Annotated in this window: 14 protein-coding genes; 11 read left to right on the top strand and 3 right to left on the bottom strand. The window is 72.7% G+C overall.

What is annotated here, in order from left to right; all coding sequences use genetic code 11:
- Positions 1-48: 48 nt before the first annotated feature.
- Complete coding sequence (locus tag OO54_RS01345) at positions 49-810, top strand: AfsR/SARP family transcriptional regulator (protein WP_106969965.1); 762 nt, start codon at positions 49-51, stop codon at positions 808-810.
- A 19-nt stretch (positions 811-829) separates the two neighbouring features.
- On the opposite strand, the gene OO54_RS01340 is transcribed toward OO54_RS01345, so the two are convergent.
- A complete protein-coding gene (locus OO54_RS01340) occupies positions 830-1408 on the bottom strand; it encodes a hypothetical protein (protein ID WP_033201037.1) in 579 nt (192 codons plus the stop codon).
- Between the two features lie 168 nt (positions 1409-1576).
- Here OO54_RS01340 and OO54_RS01335 point away from each other — a divergent pair, with 168 nt between their 5' ends.
- Positions 1577-2062, top strand: coding sequence for an Imm21 family immunity protein (locus OO54_RS01335; protein ID WP_157856425.1), 486 nt, complete (start codon positions 1577-1579; stop codon positions 2060-2062).
- A 201-nt stretch (positions 2063-2263) separates the two neighbouring features.
- Here the strand turns inward: OO54_RS01335 and OO54_RS48260 are convergent, their stop codons facing one another.
- Positions 2264-3076, bottom strand: a complete 813-nt coding sequence (locus tag OO54_RS48260; RefSeq protein ID WP_033201035.1) for a hypothetical protein — start codon at positions 3074-3076, stop codon at positions 2264-2266.
- 356 nt (positions 3077-3432) lie between these two features.
- On the opposite strand from OO54_RS48260, the gene OO54_RS01325 reads away from it, so the two are divergent.
- Entirely contained in the window at positions 3433-4104 is a 672-nt protein-coding gene (locus tag OO54_RS01325) for a DUF4097 family beta strand repeat-containing protein (RefSeq protein WP_033201034.1), read from the top strand.
- An 88-nt stretch (positions 4105-4192) separates the two neighbouring features.
- Positions 4193-5701 carry a long-chain-fatty-acid--CoA ligase gene (locus tag OO54_RS01320; protein WP_033201033.1) on the top strand — a complete coding sequence of 503 codons (1509 nt, stop codon included), beginning with the start codon at positions 4193-4195 and terminating at the stop codon, positions 5699-5701.
- Between the two features lie 92 nt (positions 5702-5793).
- Here the strand turns inward: OO54_RS01320 and OO54_RS01315 are convergent, their stop codons facing one another.
- On the bottom strand, positions 5794-6678 hold the full coding sequence (locus tag OO54_RS01315) for an AfsR/SARP family transcriptional regulator (RefSeq protein WP_063738241.1): 885 nt from the start codon (positions 6676-6678) through the stop codon (positions 5794-5796).
- A 339-nt stretch (positions 6679-7017) separates the two neighbouring features.
- Between OO54_RS01315 and OO54_RS01310 the strand changes: the two genes are divergently transcribed.
- The 7 genes from OO54_RS01310 to OO54_RS01280 form a co-directional block, all read left to right on the top strand.
- The gene (locus OO54_RS01310) at positions 7018-9222 is read left to right on the top strand and encodes a TOMM precursor leader peptide-binding protein (protein WP_051786645.1); all 2205 of its coding nucleotides are present in this window, start codon (positions 7018-7020) and stop codon (positions 9220-9222) included.
- Between the two features lie 213 nt (positions 9223-9435).
- Positions 9436-11409 (top strand): sensor histidine kinase, encoded by a 1974-nt coding sequence (locus OO54_RS42215; RefSeq protein ID WP_051786644.1) that lies wholly within the window; start codon positions 9436-9438, stop codon positions 11407-11409.
- Between the two features lie 70 nt (positions 11410-11479).
- Positions 11480-12088: a response regulator transcription factor gene (locus OO54_RS01300; protein WP_017237901.1), complete on the top strand. Its 609-nt coding sequence runs from the start codon at positions 11480-11482 to the stop codon at positions 12086-12088.
- 113 nt (positions 12089-12201) lie between these two features.
- Positions 12202-12978, top strand: coding sequence for an alpha/beta fold hydrolase (locus OO54_RS01295; protein WP_033201032.1), 777 nt, complete (start codon positions 12202-12204; stop codon positions 12976-12978).
- Between the two features lie 151 nt (positions 12979-13129).
- Positions 13130-13717, top strand: a complete 588-nt coding sequence (gene cysC / locus OO54_RS01290; RefSeq protein WP_051786643.1) for an adenylyl-sulfate kinase — start codon at positions 13130-13132, stop codon at positions 13715-13717.
- Positions 13714-14652 (top strand): sulfate adenylyltransferase subunit CysD, encoded by a 939-nt coding sequence (gene cysD, locus OO54_RS01285; protein WP_033201031.1) that lies wholly within the window; start codon positions 13714-13716, stop codon positions 14650-14652. Before cysC ends, cysD begins: the two co-directional genes overlap by 4 nt.
- Before the next feature lie 2 nt (positions 14653-14654).
- Positions 14655-14923: GTP-binding protein (locus OO54_RS01280; protein ID WP_033201030.1), on the top strand; the 269-nt coding region annotated here is incomplete at its 3' end.

The raw sequence follows: 14923 nt of genomic DNA, 5'->3' as shown, positions 1-14923 counted from the left end.
AAGCGGCCGATACCGGAAGGATGGGCCGTCGGCCTACGGTCGCCCCCCATGACGCCCTTCCTGGAGACAGTGCTGCTCGGACCGGTCCGCATCCGGGCCGCGTCGGGGGACGCGGAGAACGCCCTGGGCGGCGCGAAGCCCCGCACGGTCCTCGCCGCACTGCTGCTCGCCGAGGGACGGGTCGTCCCCGACAGCCGCCTCATCCACGCCCTGTGGGGCGAGCGCCCCCCGGCCCGCTCCGTCGCCCAGCTGCACACCTACGCCTCCCGGCTGCGCGCCCCGCTCGACGGGGCCGCCCGACTGGAACGGGTGGGACGCGGCTACCGCCTGTCGGCCGCCCCGGGACACCTGACCTGCGACCACCACCTGTTCGCGGAACGCGCCGCGCTCGGCGGCACGCTGCTGCGGCAGGGGGACCCGCGACGGGCCGCCGCCGCCCTGCGCTCGGCGCTCGACCTCTGGCAGGGCGAGGCACTGGCCGACACCACCGAGCAACTCGCCCAGGAAGAGCGCCCCTGGCTGGAGGAGGCACGGCTGACAGCCCTGGAGGACCGGGCCGAGGCCGAGCTCGCCACCGGGCTGCCGCACGGACTCGTCGCCGAACTGACCGGACTGGTGGCCCGCTACCCGCTGCGGGAGCGGTTCCGCTGTCTGCTGATGACCGCCCAGTGCCGTGCGGGTCAGCCCGCGGCGGCCCTGCTCCAGTTCCACTCCGGCCGGGAACTGCTCGCCGACCGGCTGGGCGTCGGCCCCGGCCCACTGCTCACCCGTGCCTTCCAGCAGGCCTTGGCGGGTGAACTCGCCGCCTGACCGCAGCTGTCGGCGATCCTCAGGCGGGAAGCAGGGCGAGCGCGGCCGGGACGTCCGGCACGCCGGCGGGGTCTTCCAGCGCGGCCAGGACGACGTCCAAGGCCTCGTACATCCACTCCGGGCGGCTCTCCCCGCCCGCCCGCCACAGCCAGAGGAGGGCGGCCCCGGCGTAGCAGAGCGCGTACCGGGCGGCGAGGCGCCCGGCGGCGGGGCCCTCGGAAAGGCCCCCGCGCTCGGCCAGCTCCCAGTGCAGCCGGTCGGCGGCCTCGGCGAGCCGGTCCGCGCGGGTGGCCATCGCACTCCCCTCCGACTCCCGGCTCAGCGCGGGCAGGGACTGCACCAGGGCGCAGCCGCGCCCGTCGTCCGCCCCGCCGTCCGGGCCCGGGGCGGCCGTCTCCCCGGGAAGTCCGGCCGCCGCGCGGAACAGGGCCCCGCCGTCCGTCCGTTCGCCCGCGAAACCGCGCACCAGCTGCGTGCTCCGCTCCAGGAGGGCGGCGGGCGGCCCCTGGAGCACCGCCGAGGTCACCGCGGCCTGGCCGGGCAGCAACCGTAAGGTGCCCTCGGCGTAGTCGAGTACGGCGTCCCGCGCTGTCCCCATGCTCGCTCCTCCCTCCGCGCCCCGCGGTCGGGGTCGAGGACCAACGTCGCAGAGGAGGCTGCACGGGTTCTGTATTTTCTCCGCATTCCCTGCCTTCTCCGCCCGCTCTCCGCCCCTCGGTCGGCGGGGAATCGACGTCCGTCAGAGGCGGGTGTGATGATCTGCCGCGTGGCTACCTGGATCGACGGCACGGACTTCGCTCGCTACGCGCTCGTCCCGGAGGAGCTCCTTCCGATGTGGGAAGGGACGGAGGCGGACGCCGTGATCGACGAGTACGTCTCGGTCCTGCGGCTGGCGGGCCGTGACGTCCTGACGCTCGGGGCCGAGCCTCTGCCGGTCACGTGGCTCGCCGAGCCACTCGCGTTCGCACGCTGGTGTCACGCCGACGACGACACGGGCCTGCTGTCCGCCGTCCGCGCCGCCATGCCGGCCGACGGCTGGGAGGACGTCGTCTCCGTCGAACTCGGAGGGCGGTACGTGCTGGCCGACGCCGCCTACGAGGCCGAGAGGATCGTCGACTCCCTGCGGAGCACGCAGCAGCCGGTGGAGGCGCTCCGCGTCGAACTGCCGCCCCGTCGCTACCACGTCCAGTCGCTGACGATCGATCCCGATCCGGAGACGCGGTTCATGCTGGACCGGCTGCTGCCCGAGTGATCGGCCGCCGAAGGGTCCGGCAACGCCGTGCCCGTGCTCCTGGCCACGTACGTCCGGCGAACCGGTGCGCCGGGCGGACAACGTGGCTCCGCACCCTTCGTCGGGTGCGGAGCCACGGTCGTCTTCGCGCGCGTGCGCCCCTTCGCCCGGCCGGGGCGGCGGCGGCCGGCCGGGCCCGCCGCCGAAGCGGCGGGCCGGGACTCAGGCGGAGTAGGGGCGGGGGGTGAGGCGGTGGTGGGCCTGGGGGGAGAGGGTGAGGGTGAAGCCGTGGTTGGCGGCGATGGCTCGGGTGTGGTCGGCGGAGAGGGAGCCGTGACGTTCGAGGGTGAGCGCGGGCATGCCGGGGCGGCCGTGGCCGGGGGTGTGATGGAAGGAGAGGACGGTGGTGGAGGTCGTGGCGTGGTGGGGGTGACGGCGGCGGGCGGCGGCTTCGTCGGGGTGGGCGAGGACGCGGACGCCGGGCTCGTGGCCGAAGTCGGCGGTGACGCCGTCGGCGCGCCAGTGGGCGGGTTCGTGGTCCGCGCCCGTCAGGTGGCGTGAGCGGTTCGCCGAGGTGATCGAGAGGAATCCGGTGCCGGTACGGCTCAGCGCCTCCGCGAGGAACGCGTTGGACGGGCAGGAGTAGCCGGGGACGATCAGCTGCACGGTGTCGACGCCGTGCGCGACCGCCGTCAGATGGGCCGGGACGTGCGCGGCCGCCGGGCCCCGCAGGCCGAACGGACCGAGGTGGAGCAGTTCGTCGACGAGGTCCTCGATCTGGCGGCGCGGGAGCGCGGGCGGGAGCCGCGTCCAGTCGAAGAGCGACCCGACCCGTTCGCGGACGGTGGTGACGCTGCCGATCTGGCCGGCGGGGCGGCCCTTCATCAGGTTCACGCGTTCGACGGCCTCCCGGTCGGGGCGCGCCGTCAGGGCGTAGAAGTTGCCGAACCCGTGGGCCACCGCGGCCCCTTCGGCCAGTGCTTCGGCCGCCCGCCGCACGTCCTCGGCCTCGCCCAGGACCAGGTCCCGCGTCATGCTCGCCGCTTGTCCGCCCACCGCACACCTCCGGCTTTACGCCCGTATCGGCTGTATTCGTTGATGACCGGGCAACGATCTCGACCACCTCCGGTCACCATTGGTCACCATTGGTCACCGGCCGGTCGCCCGGGTCCGGCCGGCCCGAGGAGCATTCACCTTCAGTTCATTGCAATGAATTCCGTATCTGGCGTTGCGTTAGTTCACAAGTCGTTGCAATGAAATCTCTGGATTGACCTGCAAGTATGGCCATTTCGAAGGGGAGATCTGTTGCCAACAGCGCGAACGCAACGTAGCTTTTCCCTCATCGGAAACGACGGGCCGACGAGAGCCCGCCGCTGGAGAAGGAGAAGGCAATGCAGAAGTTCGCCACCACCGCCGAGATCGTCGCCGTCCTGGACATCGCCGCCGGGGACATCCGGCTCGTCGCCGGGGAGCGGGACGAGGTCGCCGTGGAGGTCCTGCCGGCCGACGCGTCGAAGGGGCGGGACGTGAAGGCGGCCGAGGGCGTCGAGGTCGCGTACGAGGACGGCGTCCTGCGGGTCGGGAACACGGCGCCGAAGAACCGGCTGTTCGGGGAGTCCGGGGTCGTCGGGGTCACGGTGTGGCTGCCGGCCGGGTCGCGGGTGGAGGCCAGGACGGCGGCGGGGGAGCTGACGGGCGTCGGACGGCTGGGGGAGGTCGCGTTCGAGGGGGCGCAGAGCGAGGTGCGGCTCGAGGAGGTCGCGGGTGGCCGGATCGTGCTGCAGGCGGGCGGGATCACGGTGGACCGGCTGGGCGGCGACGCGGAGTTCCGCACGCAGCAGGGCGACATCCGCGTCGTCGAGGCGACGCGGGGCGCGGTCACGCTGCGCACCGAGGCCGGGACGATCGACGTCGGTGCCGCCCGCGGCACCTCCGCGACGCTGGACGCCGGCACCGCCTACGGGCGGATCACCAACACCCTCGGCAACACCGAGGGCGCCGACGCCGGCCTGCGGATCCACGCCGGCACGTCGTACGGCGACATCACCGCGCGCAGCCTCTGAGCTGCGGCGGCGGGCTGCCGACAGCGTCCCGAGGGGGGCCGAATAGCCTGCCGGGGAGCAAAGCCGAACCATCGGAAAGAGGTCGACGGTGACCAATCTGGCCCTCAATCTGGCTCGTACCGCGGCGGCGCGGCCGGACAGTACGGCGATCCTGCTGGACGACCAGGCGCTCGACTACCGGGCGCTGGACGGGCGCAGCGCGCTGGTCGCGGGGTGGCTGGCGGCGCGGGGAGTCGGGCCCGGTGACCGGGTGGCGATCCTGCTGCCGAACATCCCGCACTTCGCGGTCGCCTACTACGGCGTGCTGCGGGCCGGGGCGGTCGCGGTGCCGATGAATCCGCTGCTGAAGTCGGGGGAGATCGGCTACGGCGCGGGCGACTGCGGGGCGAAGCTGATCCTGGCGTGGGGTGCCGCCATGGCCGAGGCGGGCGCCGCGGCGGCGGCGCTCGGCATCGGGTGCGTCGATGTGACGGACCCGGGCTTCGGGGCCGAGCTGGCCGCGGCCGAGCCGCGCGGGGAAGTCGTGGAGCGGGACGACGACGACCTCGCGGTGCTGCTGTACACGTCGGGCACCACCGGTCGGCCCAAGGGGGCCCGGCTCACCCACGGGAACCTGGGCTCCAACACGGCGACCGTGGCGCGGGTGCTCGGGATGTCGGCGTCGGACACGGTCTTCGGCGGGCTGCCGTTCTTCCACGTGTTCGGCCAGACCTGCGGCCTGAACGCGGCGGTCCTGACGGGCGCGCGGATCACGCTGCTGCCGCGCTTCGACGCCGCGAAGGCGCTGGGGATCCTCTCCCGGGACCGGGTCACGGTGATGGAGGGGGTGCCCACGATGTTCCTGGGTCTGCTCGCCGCCGCCGAGGCGGCGGGTTCCACCGGGCTGACGGGCGAGGAGGGGCTGCGGCTCTGTGTGACCGGCGGTTCCGCGATGCCGGTGGAGGTGCTGTACCGCTTCGAGTCCGCGTTCGGGTGTCCTGTCGTCGAGGGGTACGGGCTGTCGGAGACCTCCCCCGTCGTCACCTTCGGGTCGCTGGACGGGCCCCGCAAGCCGGGGTCGATCGGGACGCCGATCGAGGGCGTGCGGGTCCGGCTGGTCGACGACGACGGCAAGGAGGTCGCGGAGGGTGACGTCGGCGAGATCGCCGTCAAGGGGCCGAACGTCATGGCCGGTTACTGGAACCGTCCCGAGGCCGACGAGGCGGCGTTCGCCGACGGCTGGTTCCGCACCGGGGATCTCGCCCGGCGCGACGAGGACGGCTTCTACTTCATCGTGGACCGCAAGAAGGACCTGGTGATCCGCGGCGGGTACAACGTCTACCCGCGCGAGATCGAGGAGGTCTTCTACGAGCACCCGGCGGTCGCCGAGGCGGCCGTGGTGGGCGTCCCGCACGAGGTGCACGGCGAGGAGGTCGCGGCCGTCGTCACCCTGAAGCCGGGTGCGGAGGTCACGGCGGACGAACTGCGCGCGTTCGTGAAGGCCCGGGTGGCGCCGTACAAGTACCCGCGGATCGTCCGGCTGGTGCCGGGGCTGCCCAAGGGGCCGACGGGCAAGATCCTGAAGCGGGAGATCACGGTCGAGGGCCCGGCGGAGTAGCGGGACCGCGTCGGCCGTCCCCCGCCCCCACCAGGAGCCGTGTGCCGGGGGGACGGCTCCTGCGGGTGGGGAGGTTCCCGCGTGGTGGGGGTTCAGGAGGCGCGGGCGAGGCGGTTGGCGGCGAACTCCTCGGGGGACCAGGAGACGGACCGGACGTCGAGGGCCGGGTCGCCGGAGAGGATGGCCGTCTGGAGGCCCTGGAGTCGGGGGCAGGGTTCGACGCCCAGCTCGTGGTTGAGCACGGAGCGCAGGCGGTGGAAGGCCTCCAGGGAGCGTCCGACGCGGCCCGCGCGGTAGAGGGCGATCATCAGGTAGGCGCAGAGGTTCTCGTTCATGGGGTTCCGGGCGACGACCCGGGTCAGCTCGCCGAGCAGGTCGGCGTGGCGGCCGAGGGCGAGGTCGGACTCGATGCGGCGTTCCAGGGCGCCGAGCCGGCTCTCCTCCAGGGACACCGCCTCGATCTCCAGGACGCTGCCCTTGCGGACGTCGACGAGGGCGGGACCGCGCCACAACTGCAGTGCCTGGCGCAGCTCTTCGGAGGCGCGGCGGTGGTCGCCCGCCTCGGAGGCGTTGCGGCCGGCGCGCACGTGGCGCTCGAAGACCTCCACGTCCGTCGTACAGGCGCCCTCCTCGAGGAGGTAGCCGCTGTGGCAGGTGCCGAGTATCTGGCGCACGCCGGGGCGGCCGGAGTCGGCCGCCGCGAGCGCGTTGCGGAGCTGGAGCACGTACGTCTGCAGGGTGGTGGCGTGGCTGCGCGGGGGGCGGTCTCCCCACAGTTCCTCGATGAGCGCCGGTACGGTCACGACGCGGCCCGCGTTCAGGGCGAGGAGCGCCAGCACCTGCCGCTGCTTGGGGGCGCTCGCCGTCACCGGGGTCCGGTCGAGATGCAGGGACAGCGAGCCGAGCAGTCCGATGCTCAGCGGTCCGGGCTGCTGACCGGCGTTGACGGGGTCGAACCTTGTAGGACCTTCGGACATTGCGTTCCTCCAGGCATCGCACCTATCGATCTCGGTCTCCAGCATGCCCAGAGCGCCCGGAGTTGCCCACTGAGCTGCACATCTCTCCCATATGAAGAATTCACATGGGGAACGTGAATCGGCGCATGGCGGCCTTCGCCGGGGTCGCTGTTGACTTCGGGGCACCGCAGCGACGAACCGGCTGCGGCAGGCGGAAGAGAGAGGCGACGTCATGCAGACCACTCCCGGCTTCGACGACCTGATCATCGAGAACCTGGACGGCTCCCCCTCCGACGGGGAGAACCCCACTCCCTGGTGTTACTCCCTGCCCGTCGACGTGGCGCGATAGAGCGACGCACCGTGCAGGCTGACGAACGGATAGGTTTCCGGCGCCACTTCCGCGCCGAGATCGTCCCGGGCGAGGCGGTCTACCTCGTCTCCCCGCGGGGCACCACGGCCCTCTCCGGTGCCGCGATCCAGAAGATGGCCCCGCTGCTCGACGGCTCGCTGACCCTTCCCGAACTGCGGGCGGCCGTGGACATCCCCACCGAGCAGCTGGACGGCATGCTCGGCCGGCTCACCTCCGCGGGTCTCGTCGGTTTCCACGCGGAGCGACCGCGGGACGCGGCGGCCGGGGCGTACTGGGACCTCGCCGGTGTGGGCGACCCGGTGGCGGCCGAGGTGGCCGTCGTGGCGATCGGCGGCGCCGACGCGGAGGCGGCGGAGCGCGCCTGCCGTGCGGCGGGACTGACGTGCGGCCCCGACGCGCCCTTCGCGCTGGTCGTCTGTGACGACTACCTCGATCCGGAGCTGGCCGTGTTCAACGCCGCCCGGATCGCGGACGGCCGGCCGTGGCTGCCGGCCAAGCCCTACGGGGCGCAGCTGTGCATCGGCCCGGTGTTCCGGCCGGGCGACGGGCCCTGCTGGTCCTGTCTGGCGGTACGGCTCCGCTCGCACCGGCGCGGCGAGTCGCAGGTGCGGCGCGCGCTGGGTCTGGCGGGTCCGGTGCGGGTGCCGGAGGCGTCGTTGGCGGCCACGCGTGAGCTGGGTTTGCAGACGGCGGCGCTGCAGGCGGCGAAGTGGCTGGCCGGGATGCGCGACGAGAGTCAGAACGCGGTGTGGTCACTGGACACCCTGACGCTGAGCGCCTCGCACCATCCGGTGGACCGCAGGCCGCAGTGCGCGGACTGCGGCGATCCCGGGCTGGTCGCCGACCAGGCGAGGCGGCCGGTGCGGCTGGTCTCGCGGCCGAAGGGCGTCGCCGCGGGCAACGGGCACCGGGCGCTGTCGGCGGAGGAGATGTGGGAGCGGTTCGGTCACCTGGCGGATCCGGTGACGGGGATCGTGGAGCGGGTCGTCCGTGATCCGCGCAGCCCGTCGTTCCTGCACTGCTACCAGGCGGGGCCGAACCTGGCGTTCGCCGGTGCGGACCTGTCGTCGTTCCGTGCGGGGCTGCGGATGCAGAGCGGGGGCAAGGGGCGCACCGATCTGGACGCGCGGGTCAGCGGGCTGTGCGAGGCGGTCGAGCGGTACAGCGCGTCGCGGTTCCGTGACGAGGCGACGGTGCTGGGCAGTTACCGGGCGCTGGCGCCGGACGCGGTGCATCCGGCGTCGTGCATGCTGTTCGACGAGCGGCAGTACCGGGAGCGGGAGCGGTGGAACGCGCCGGGGATTCCCTTCCAGTATGTGCCGGAGCGGTTCGACGAGGACGCCGAGATCGAGTGGACGCCCGTGTGGTCGCTCACCGAGGGCAGGCACCGGCTGCTGCCGACGAGCCAGTTGTACTTCGACGCCGAGGGGGTCGGTTCGATCGTCGCCGACTCGAACGGGAACGCGGCCGGCGGCACGGTGGAGGACGCGATCCTGCAGGGGTTCCTGGAGTTGGTGGAGCGGGACGCGGTGGCGCTGTGGTGGTACAACCGGACGCGGCACGCGGGGGTGGACCTGGAGTCGTTCGGCGACGCGTGGATCTCCGCTCTGCCGGAACGATTCAGCGAGTTGGGGCGTGAGCTCTGGGTGCTCGACCTCACCGCCGACCTGGGGATTCCGGTGATGGCGGCGGTGTCGCGGCGGGTCGACGGGCCGGCCGAGGAGATCATGCTCGGCTTCGGCGCACACCTGGATCCGGCCGTCGCGCTGAGCCGCGCCGTCACCGAGCTGGGGCAGCTGCTGCCGGCCGTGACGGGCGGCTGCGCGAAGGGGCTGCCGGCGCACCTGCTCGACTGGCTGCGGGGGGCGACGGTCGCCGAACAGCCCTACCTAGTACCGGACTCCGGGCTTCCGGCGCGGACGCCCGCGGACTACGACCACGTGCCGCGCGCCGACCTGCGGGACGACCTGGAGCACCTCTGCTCGCTGGCCCGCGAGCACGGTCTCGAGGTGCTCGTGCTCGACCAGACGCGGCCCGATCTCGGGCTGCCGGTGGTGAAGGTCGTCATCCCGGGCATGCGGCACTTCTGGGCGAGGTTCGCGCCCGGCCGCCTGTTCGACGTGCCGGTGCGGCTCGGAAGGCTGAACTCCCCTACGGCGTACGAGGATCTGAACCCGGTCCCGCTGTTCCTCTGAGGGACCCCGCGGGGGGTCGAAAGGCCCGGAAAGGAGGCCGGGGGCATCACCGCTGGTGGCGGTCGAGCCCCGTCGAAGAAGTCGGAAAAGTGAAAATTGTGCTCATGACAAGCCGTTACTTCCCAGGTATGATCACCGGCGGTATTCAGGGGGGTACTCGGGCGGTCGCCTGTGCTCTCGTCCACCGCTGGTCGGACTAGGAGGCGCGCGCTGATGCTCGACGCACCCCGAAGCGAGGACGACCCGCACGACGCGTGTGGGGTGCAGGCATCACGCATGGCGCTCCAGGTGACCCTGGGGACGCTCGCCGGCCACACGGTCGTCACCGTGCTGGCCGTCCGCGACGAGAACCCCGGCCCCGCGCGGCTCGCTTTACTCGCCCTCAGCATGGCGGCCGTCCTCGCCCTGCAGTACGCGCACTCCACCCGCCGGCCGCGCGACTGGCCCGTCCGGACCCGGGCGCTGACCCTCTCCGCGCAGGCCGTGGTCACCTTCCTCCCGCTCGTCTGGCTCGGGATGCCGTGGGGCGCGATGGCCGGACTGCTCGCGGGCTCGGTCCTCCTCGTCGTTCCCGGCCGGCTCCGCTGGCCGCTGTACGCCTCCGTCATCGCCGCCATCGTGGCCGCGGTCGTCGCGATCGCCGGCCCCGACAAGGCCGCCTACGGACTCGGCGCCACACTGCTCGCCAGCCTCATCATCTACGGGGTCAGCTCCCTCTCCGACCTCGTCACCGAACTGCGCGACACCAGGCGCGAGCTGGCCGGCATGGCCGTCATCCAGGAGCGGCTGCGGGTCGCCCACGACCTGCACGACCTGCTCGGCTACAGCCTGTCGGCGATCGCCCTGAAGAGCGAACTCGGATACCGGCTGCTCCCGACGGCACCCGACCGGGCCAGGTCCGAGGTCGCCGAGGTGCTCGGCATCGCCGGCGAGGCGCTCGCCGACGTGCGGGTCGTCGCCACCGGCTACCGCGACATGTCCCTGGCCGACGAGGCCGAGTCCGCGCTCTCGGTGCTGACCGCCGCGCAGATCGAGGCGGAGGCCGACCTCACCTGCGGGCCGCTGCCGCGCGAGGTGGACACCGTCCTGGCCATCGTGCTGCGCGAGGCCGTCACCAACGCCCTGCGCCACAGCAAGGCGCAGCACTGCGCGATCACCGCGACCCGCGAGGGCGGGACGGTCTCGCTGCGGATCCGCAACGACGGGGTGGGCGAGACCAGTCCCGACACCCTCCCGGAGGGCGGCAGCGGGCTCGGCAACCTGACGACCCGGCTGCGCGGCATCGGCGGCGACCTGAGCGGCGGCCCGGCCGAGGACGGCTGGTTCGAGGTGGTCGCCCGGACACCGGTCGTGCCACGGCCCGAGGAGCGCCGCGCGGAGCCCGAGCCCGAGGAGCAGCGGAAGGCCGCCCGGCCCTGGGCGCCGAGGATGGCGCGGGCCATGCTCCTGGCCGTCCTGGTCGGCTACACGCTCATCACGGTGATCAACGTGGCGGCCACCACCCCGTCCGGGGCCGCCTTCCTCGCGTTCCTCGGCTGCCTCGCGGTCGTCGTGACCGTGCAGGTGCTGCTCTCGCTGCGCCCCCCGCGCACATGGCCGGGGTACGCGCGGGGCATCGGCCTCGGGGTGCTGGCGGCGGCCACGTACGCCCCGCTGCTCTGGCTCGGCGAGCCGTGGGGCTCGATGGTCGGGTTCCTCGCCGGATCGTTCCTCTTCACCGTGGGCGGGAGGCTCCGGTGGGTGCTCTACACGGCCTCGGTCGCCGTCGTGATCCCGGTGGGGGCGGCGGCGGGCGACTCCCTCTACGAGATCGTCTACGAGACCGACTCCTCGCTGATGGCGGGCCTGGCCGTGTACGCCTTCACCGCGCTCTACCGGCTGGTCTCCGAACTCCACGAGGCCAGGGGCGCGCTGGTGCGGATGGCGGTCGCCCGCGAGCGCCTGATCGTGGAGCGCGAGCTGCACGAGGTGCTCGGGTCGAGCCTCTCCGAGGTCACCATGAAATGCGCGCTCATCCACCGGATGCTGCCCCGGTCGCCGGGGCCCGCGCAGGACGAACTGACGACCGTTCTCGACATCTCGCGCCAGGCGCTCGCGGACGTGCGGCTCGTGGCGCGGGGGTACCGGGGGCAACCGGTCGCACACGATCCGTCGTACACGCTCGGTCTTTCGGGGGCCGCGAACTGAGGTTCGCAGGTAGGTTAAGGCGCATTACATACCTTCAAGGAAGGTAAAAGGGGGACAAGTGGAGAATCGGGTGATCAGAATTCTCCTCGCCGAGGACATGCACATGGTCAGAGGAGCGCTGGTCGCGCTGCTCGAACTGGAGCCCGACCTGGAGGTCGTCGGCGTGGTGGATCGGGGCGACCTGATCGTCCCCACCGCGCTGGAGTGCCGGCCGGACGTGGCCGTCATGGACGTCGACCTGCCGAACATGGACGGTCTCACGGCTGCGGAGACGCTGCACGACCTGCTTCCGGACTGCCGGACGCTCATCATGACCGGACTCGGACGCCCGGGTCTGCTGCGGCGGGCGATGGCCGCACGCGTCTCGGGGTTCCTGCTCAAGGACTCCCCGGCCGAAGGGCTCGCGCAGGCGGTCCGGGAGGTGTTCGCGGGTCGCAGGGTGATCAACCCGCAGATCGCCATGAGCGCGTGGGACATCGGCGAGAACCCCCTGTCCGAGCGCGAGACCGAGGTCCTCGGGATGGCCGCCCAGGGCGACGAGCCCAGCGAGATCGCCGCCAAACTGCATCTGTCGATCGGGACGGTACGCAACTACCTGACGACGACCGTGATGAAGCTGAACGCGCGCAACCGGCTCGACGCCGTACGCATCGCCACCGAGGCCGGCTGGCTGTCCTGACGGAGGCGGGCCGCCACCCGCGACCGGTCCTCGACCGGTGATCCAGCGACGCGCTCGAAGATGCCGACATACGGCGAGGTGAGAGCACCTCCGGTCGGCATGAGGAGTGCGAGATGCGCAAGGTCGTTTCCCGGGACGGCACGACGATCGCCTACGAGAAGGCGGGCGAAGGCCCGCCCATCGTGCTTCTCAACGGGTCGTTCCGCGATCACACGATCTTCGACGCCCTCGTGCCCGAACTGGCGCCGCACTGCACGACGTACGTCTACGACCGCCGGGGGCGCGGCCAGAGCGGCGACGCGCCCGAGTACGCGGTCGAGCGGGAGGTGGAGGACCTGGAGGCGGTGATCCAGGAGGCCGGCGGCGAGGCGGTGGTGTTCGCCGGGTCCTCCGGCGCGAACCTCGCGATCGAGGCGGCGCTCGCCGGTGCCCCGATCACGAAACTCGCCCTGCACGAGCCCTTCTTCCGGACCGAGGACTTCCCGAAGCCCGTGTGGAACTTCGCGAAGACGCTCCGGGTCCTGCTCACCGAGGACCGGCGCGACGAGGCGGTCGAGCACTTCCTCGGCGGCTTCCTGGGCTTCACGCCCGACACCATCGCCGAGTGGCGCAAGGGCCCGATCTGGGCGATGAACGAGGCGAACGCCCACACCCTCGCGTACGACACCCTGATCTGCGGCGACTACACCGTCCCGGTCGACCGGCTCGCGACCTACGAGACGGAGACCCTCGTCCTCAACAGCGACAGCACCAGCGCCTGGCTGAAGGCGGCGGCGCGGGCGACGGCGGCGGCCCTGCCCAACGGCCGGGGGCTCGAACTGCCCGGCTCCTGGCACCGGATCGACATGGACGTGCTCGGCCGGACCCTGGCCGAGTTCGCCACCGCCTGAGGGCCACCGCCACCTTCCGGGGTTCCGCCGCCCGAGGACTACCGCGACCTTCCGGGGGTTCCCGCCGCCCCTCGCGCCCGGGCCACACGTCCGCGGGCGAGGCGCGCCCGGGAGCCCCCGCCGCCACCTCACTTTCGGGGAGAACATCGCCGTGACCACAGCTCACGCCCAGGAGGCCACCGAGGACACCGCGGCCGCGGCCCGTGCCCGCGGCGCCACCGTGTGGCTGACCGGGCTGCCCAGCTCGGGCAAGACCACCCTCGCCCTCGCCCTCGCCGGACGGCTGCGCGCCGAGGGCCACGAGGTCGAGGTGCTCGACGGTGACGAGATCCGCTCGTACCTGTCCAGGGGGCTCGGGTTCACCCGGGAGGACCGGCACACCAACGTCACCCGGATCGGCTTCGTGGCCGAGCTGCTCGCCTCGCACGGCGTGAAGGTGCTGGTGCCGGTCATCGCGCCGTACGCCGACTCCCGCGCCGCCGTCCGAGCGCGGCACGCCGCCCGCGGCACGGAGCTCCTTGAGGTGCACGTGGCCACCCCCGTCGAGCTCTGCTCGGCGCGGGACGTGAAGGGCCTGTACGCCCGGCAGGCCGCCGGCGAGATATCCGGTCTCACCGGCGTGGACGACCCGTACGAGGCACCGGAGCACCCGGAGCTGCGCATCCGGACGCAGGGCCGGTCGGTGGCCGCGTCCGCCGCCGAGCTGTACACCTTCCTGACCGAGAGGGGCCTGGCATGACGACCGCGACCCGGCGTCCGACCGAGGCGTCGGAGAACCCGTTCGCGCTGTCGCACCTGGACGCCCTGGAGGCGGAGTCGGTGCACATCTTCCGTGAGGTGGCGGGCGAGTTCGAGCGGCCGGTGATCCTCTTCTCCGGCGGCAAGGACTCGATCGTCATGCTGCACCTGGCGCTGAAGGCGTTCGCGCCCGCGCCGGTGCCGTTCGCGCTGCTGCACGTCGACACGGGTCACAACTTCCCCGAGGTCCTCGCCTACCGCGACCGGGTGGTGGCCGAGCACGGGCTGCGCCTGCACGTCGCCTCCGTCCAGGAGTTCATCGACGCGGGCCGGCTGCGCGAGCGCCCGGACGGGACGCGCAACCCGCTGCAGACGGTGCCGCTGCTCGACGCCATCGAGTCCCACCGCTTCGACGCGGTCTTCGGCGGCGGCCGCCGCGACGAGGAGAAGGCCCGCGCCAAGGAGCGGGTGTTCTCGCTGCGCGACGAGTTCGGCGCCTGGGACCCCCGCCGCCAGCGCCCCGAGCTCTGGGCGCTCTACAACGGCCGCCACGCGCCCGGCGAGCACGTCCGCGTCTTCCCGCTGTCCAACTGGACCGAGCTGGACGTCTGGCAGTACGTCGAACGCGAGGGCATCGAACTTCCGGCGATCTACTACGCGCACGAGCGCGAGGTCTTCGCCCGTGACGGGATGTGGCTGACCGCGGGCGAGTGGGGCGGCCCCAAGGAGACCGAGCGGGTCGAGAAGCGGCTGATCCGCTACCGCACGGTCGGCGACATGTCCTGCACGGGCGCCGTCGACTCCGGCGCCGCCACCAACGCGGACATCATCGCCGAGATCGCCGCCAGCCGCCTCACCGAGCGCGGCGCCACCCGGGCCGACGACAAGCTCTCCGAGGCCGCCATGGAAGACCGCAAGCGCGAGGGGTACTTCTAGCCGTGACCACCACCGCCGTGACCGCCGCTCAGGAGGCCCCCGCCGCCTCGCTGCTGCGCTTCGCCACCGCCGGGTCCGTCGACGACGGCAAGTCCACCCTGGTGGGCCGTCTCCTGCACGACTCCAAGTCGGTCCTCGCCGACCAGCTGGAGGCCGTCGAGCACGCCTCCCGCAAGCGCGGCCAGGAGGCGCCCGACCTGGCACTGCTCACCGACGGCCTGCGGGCCGAGCGCGAGCAGGGCATCACCATCGACGTGGCCTACCGCTACTT

The organism is Streptomyces wedmorensis, assembly GCF_000716445.1.
Classification (GTDB): domain Bacteria; phylum Actinomycetota; class Actinomycetes; order Streptomycetales; family Streptomycetaceae; genus Streptomyces; species Streptomyces wedmorensis.
The sequence above is the reverse complement of the archived record's forward strand: the minus strand, read 5'-3'. Positions and strand labels throughout refer to the sequence as shown.

Excerpts from the sequence above, each read along its gene's own strand:
- OO54_RS48260 (WP_033201035.1), bottom strand. The coding sequence starts at position 3,076 with ATGACGCGGGACCTGGTCCTGGGCGAGGCCGAGGACGTGCGGCGGGCG.
- OO54_RS01295 (WP_033201032.1), top strand. The coding sequence starts at position 12,202 with ATGCGCAAGGTCGTTTCCCGGGACGGCACGACGATCGCCTACGAGAAG.
- OO54_RS01345 (WP_106969965.1), top strand. The coding sequence starts at position 49 with ATGACGCCCTTCCTGGAGACAGTGCTGCTCGGACCGGTCCGCATCCGG.
- cysD (WP_033201031.1), top strand. The coding sequence starts at position 13,714 with ATGACGACCGCGACCCGGCGTCCGACCGAGGCGTCGGAGAACCCGTTC.
- OO54_RS01325 (WP_033201034.1), top strand. The coding sequence starts at position 3,433 with ATGCAGAAGTTCGCCACCACCGCCGAGATCGTCGCCGTCCTGGACATC.
- OO54_RS01340 (WP_033201037.1), bottom strand. The coding sequence starts at position 1,408 with ATGGGGACAGCGCGGGACGCCGTACTCGACTACGCCGAGGGCACCTTA.
- OO54_RS42215 (WP_051786644.1), top strand. The coding sequence starts at position 9,436 with ATGCTCGACGCACCCCGAAGCGAGGACGACCCGCACGACGCGTGTGGG.
- OO54_RS01315 (WP_063738241.1), bottom strand. The coding sequence starts at position 6,678 with ATGTCCGAAGGTCCTACAAGGTTCGACCCCGTCAACGCCGGTCAGCAG.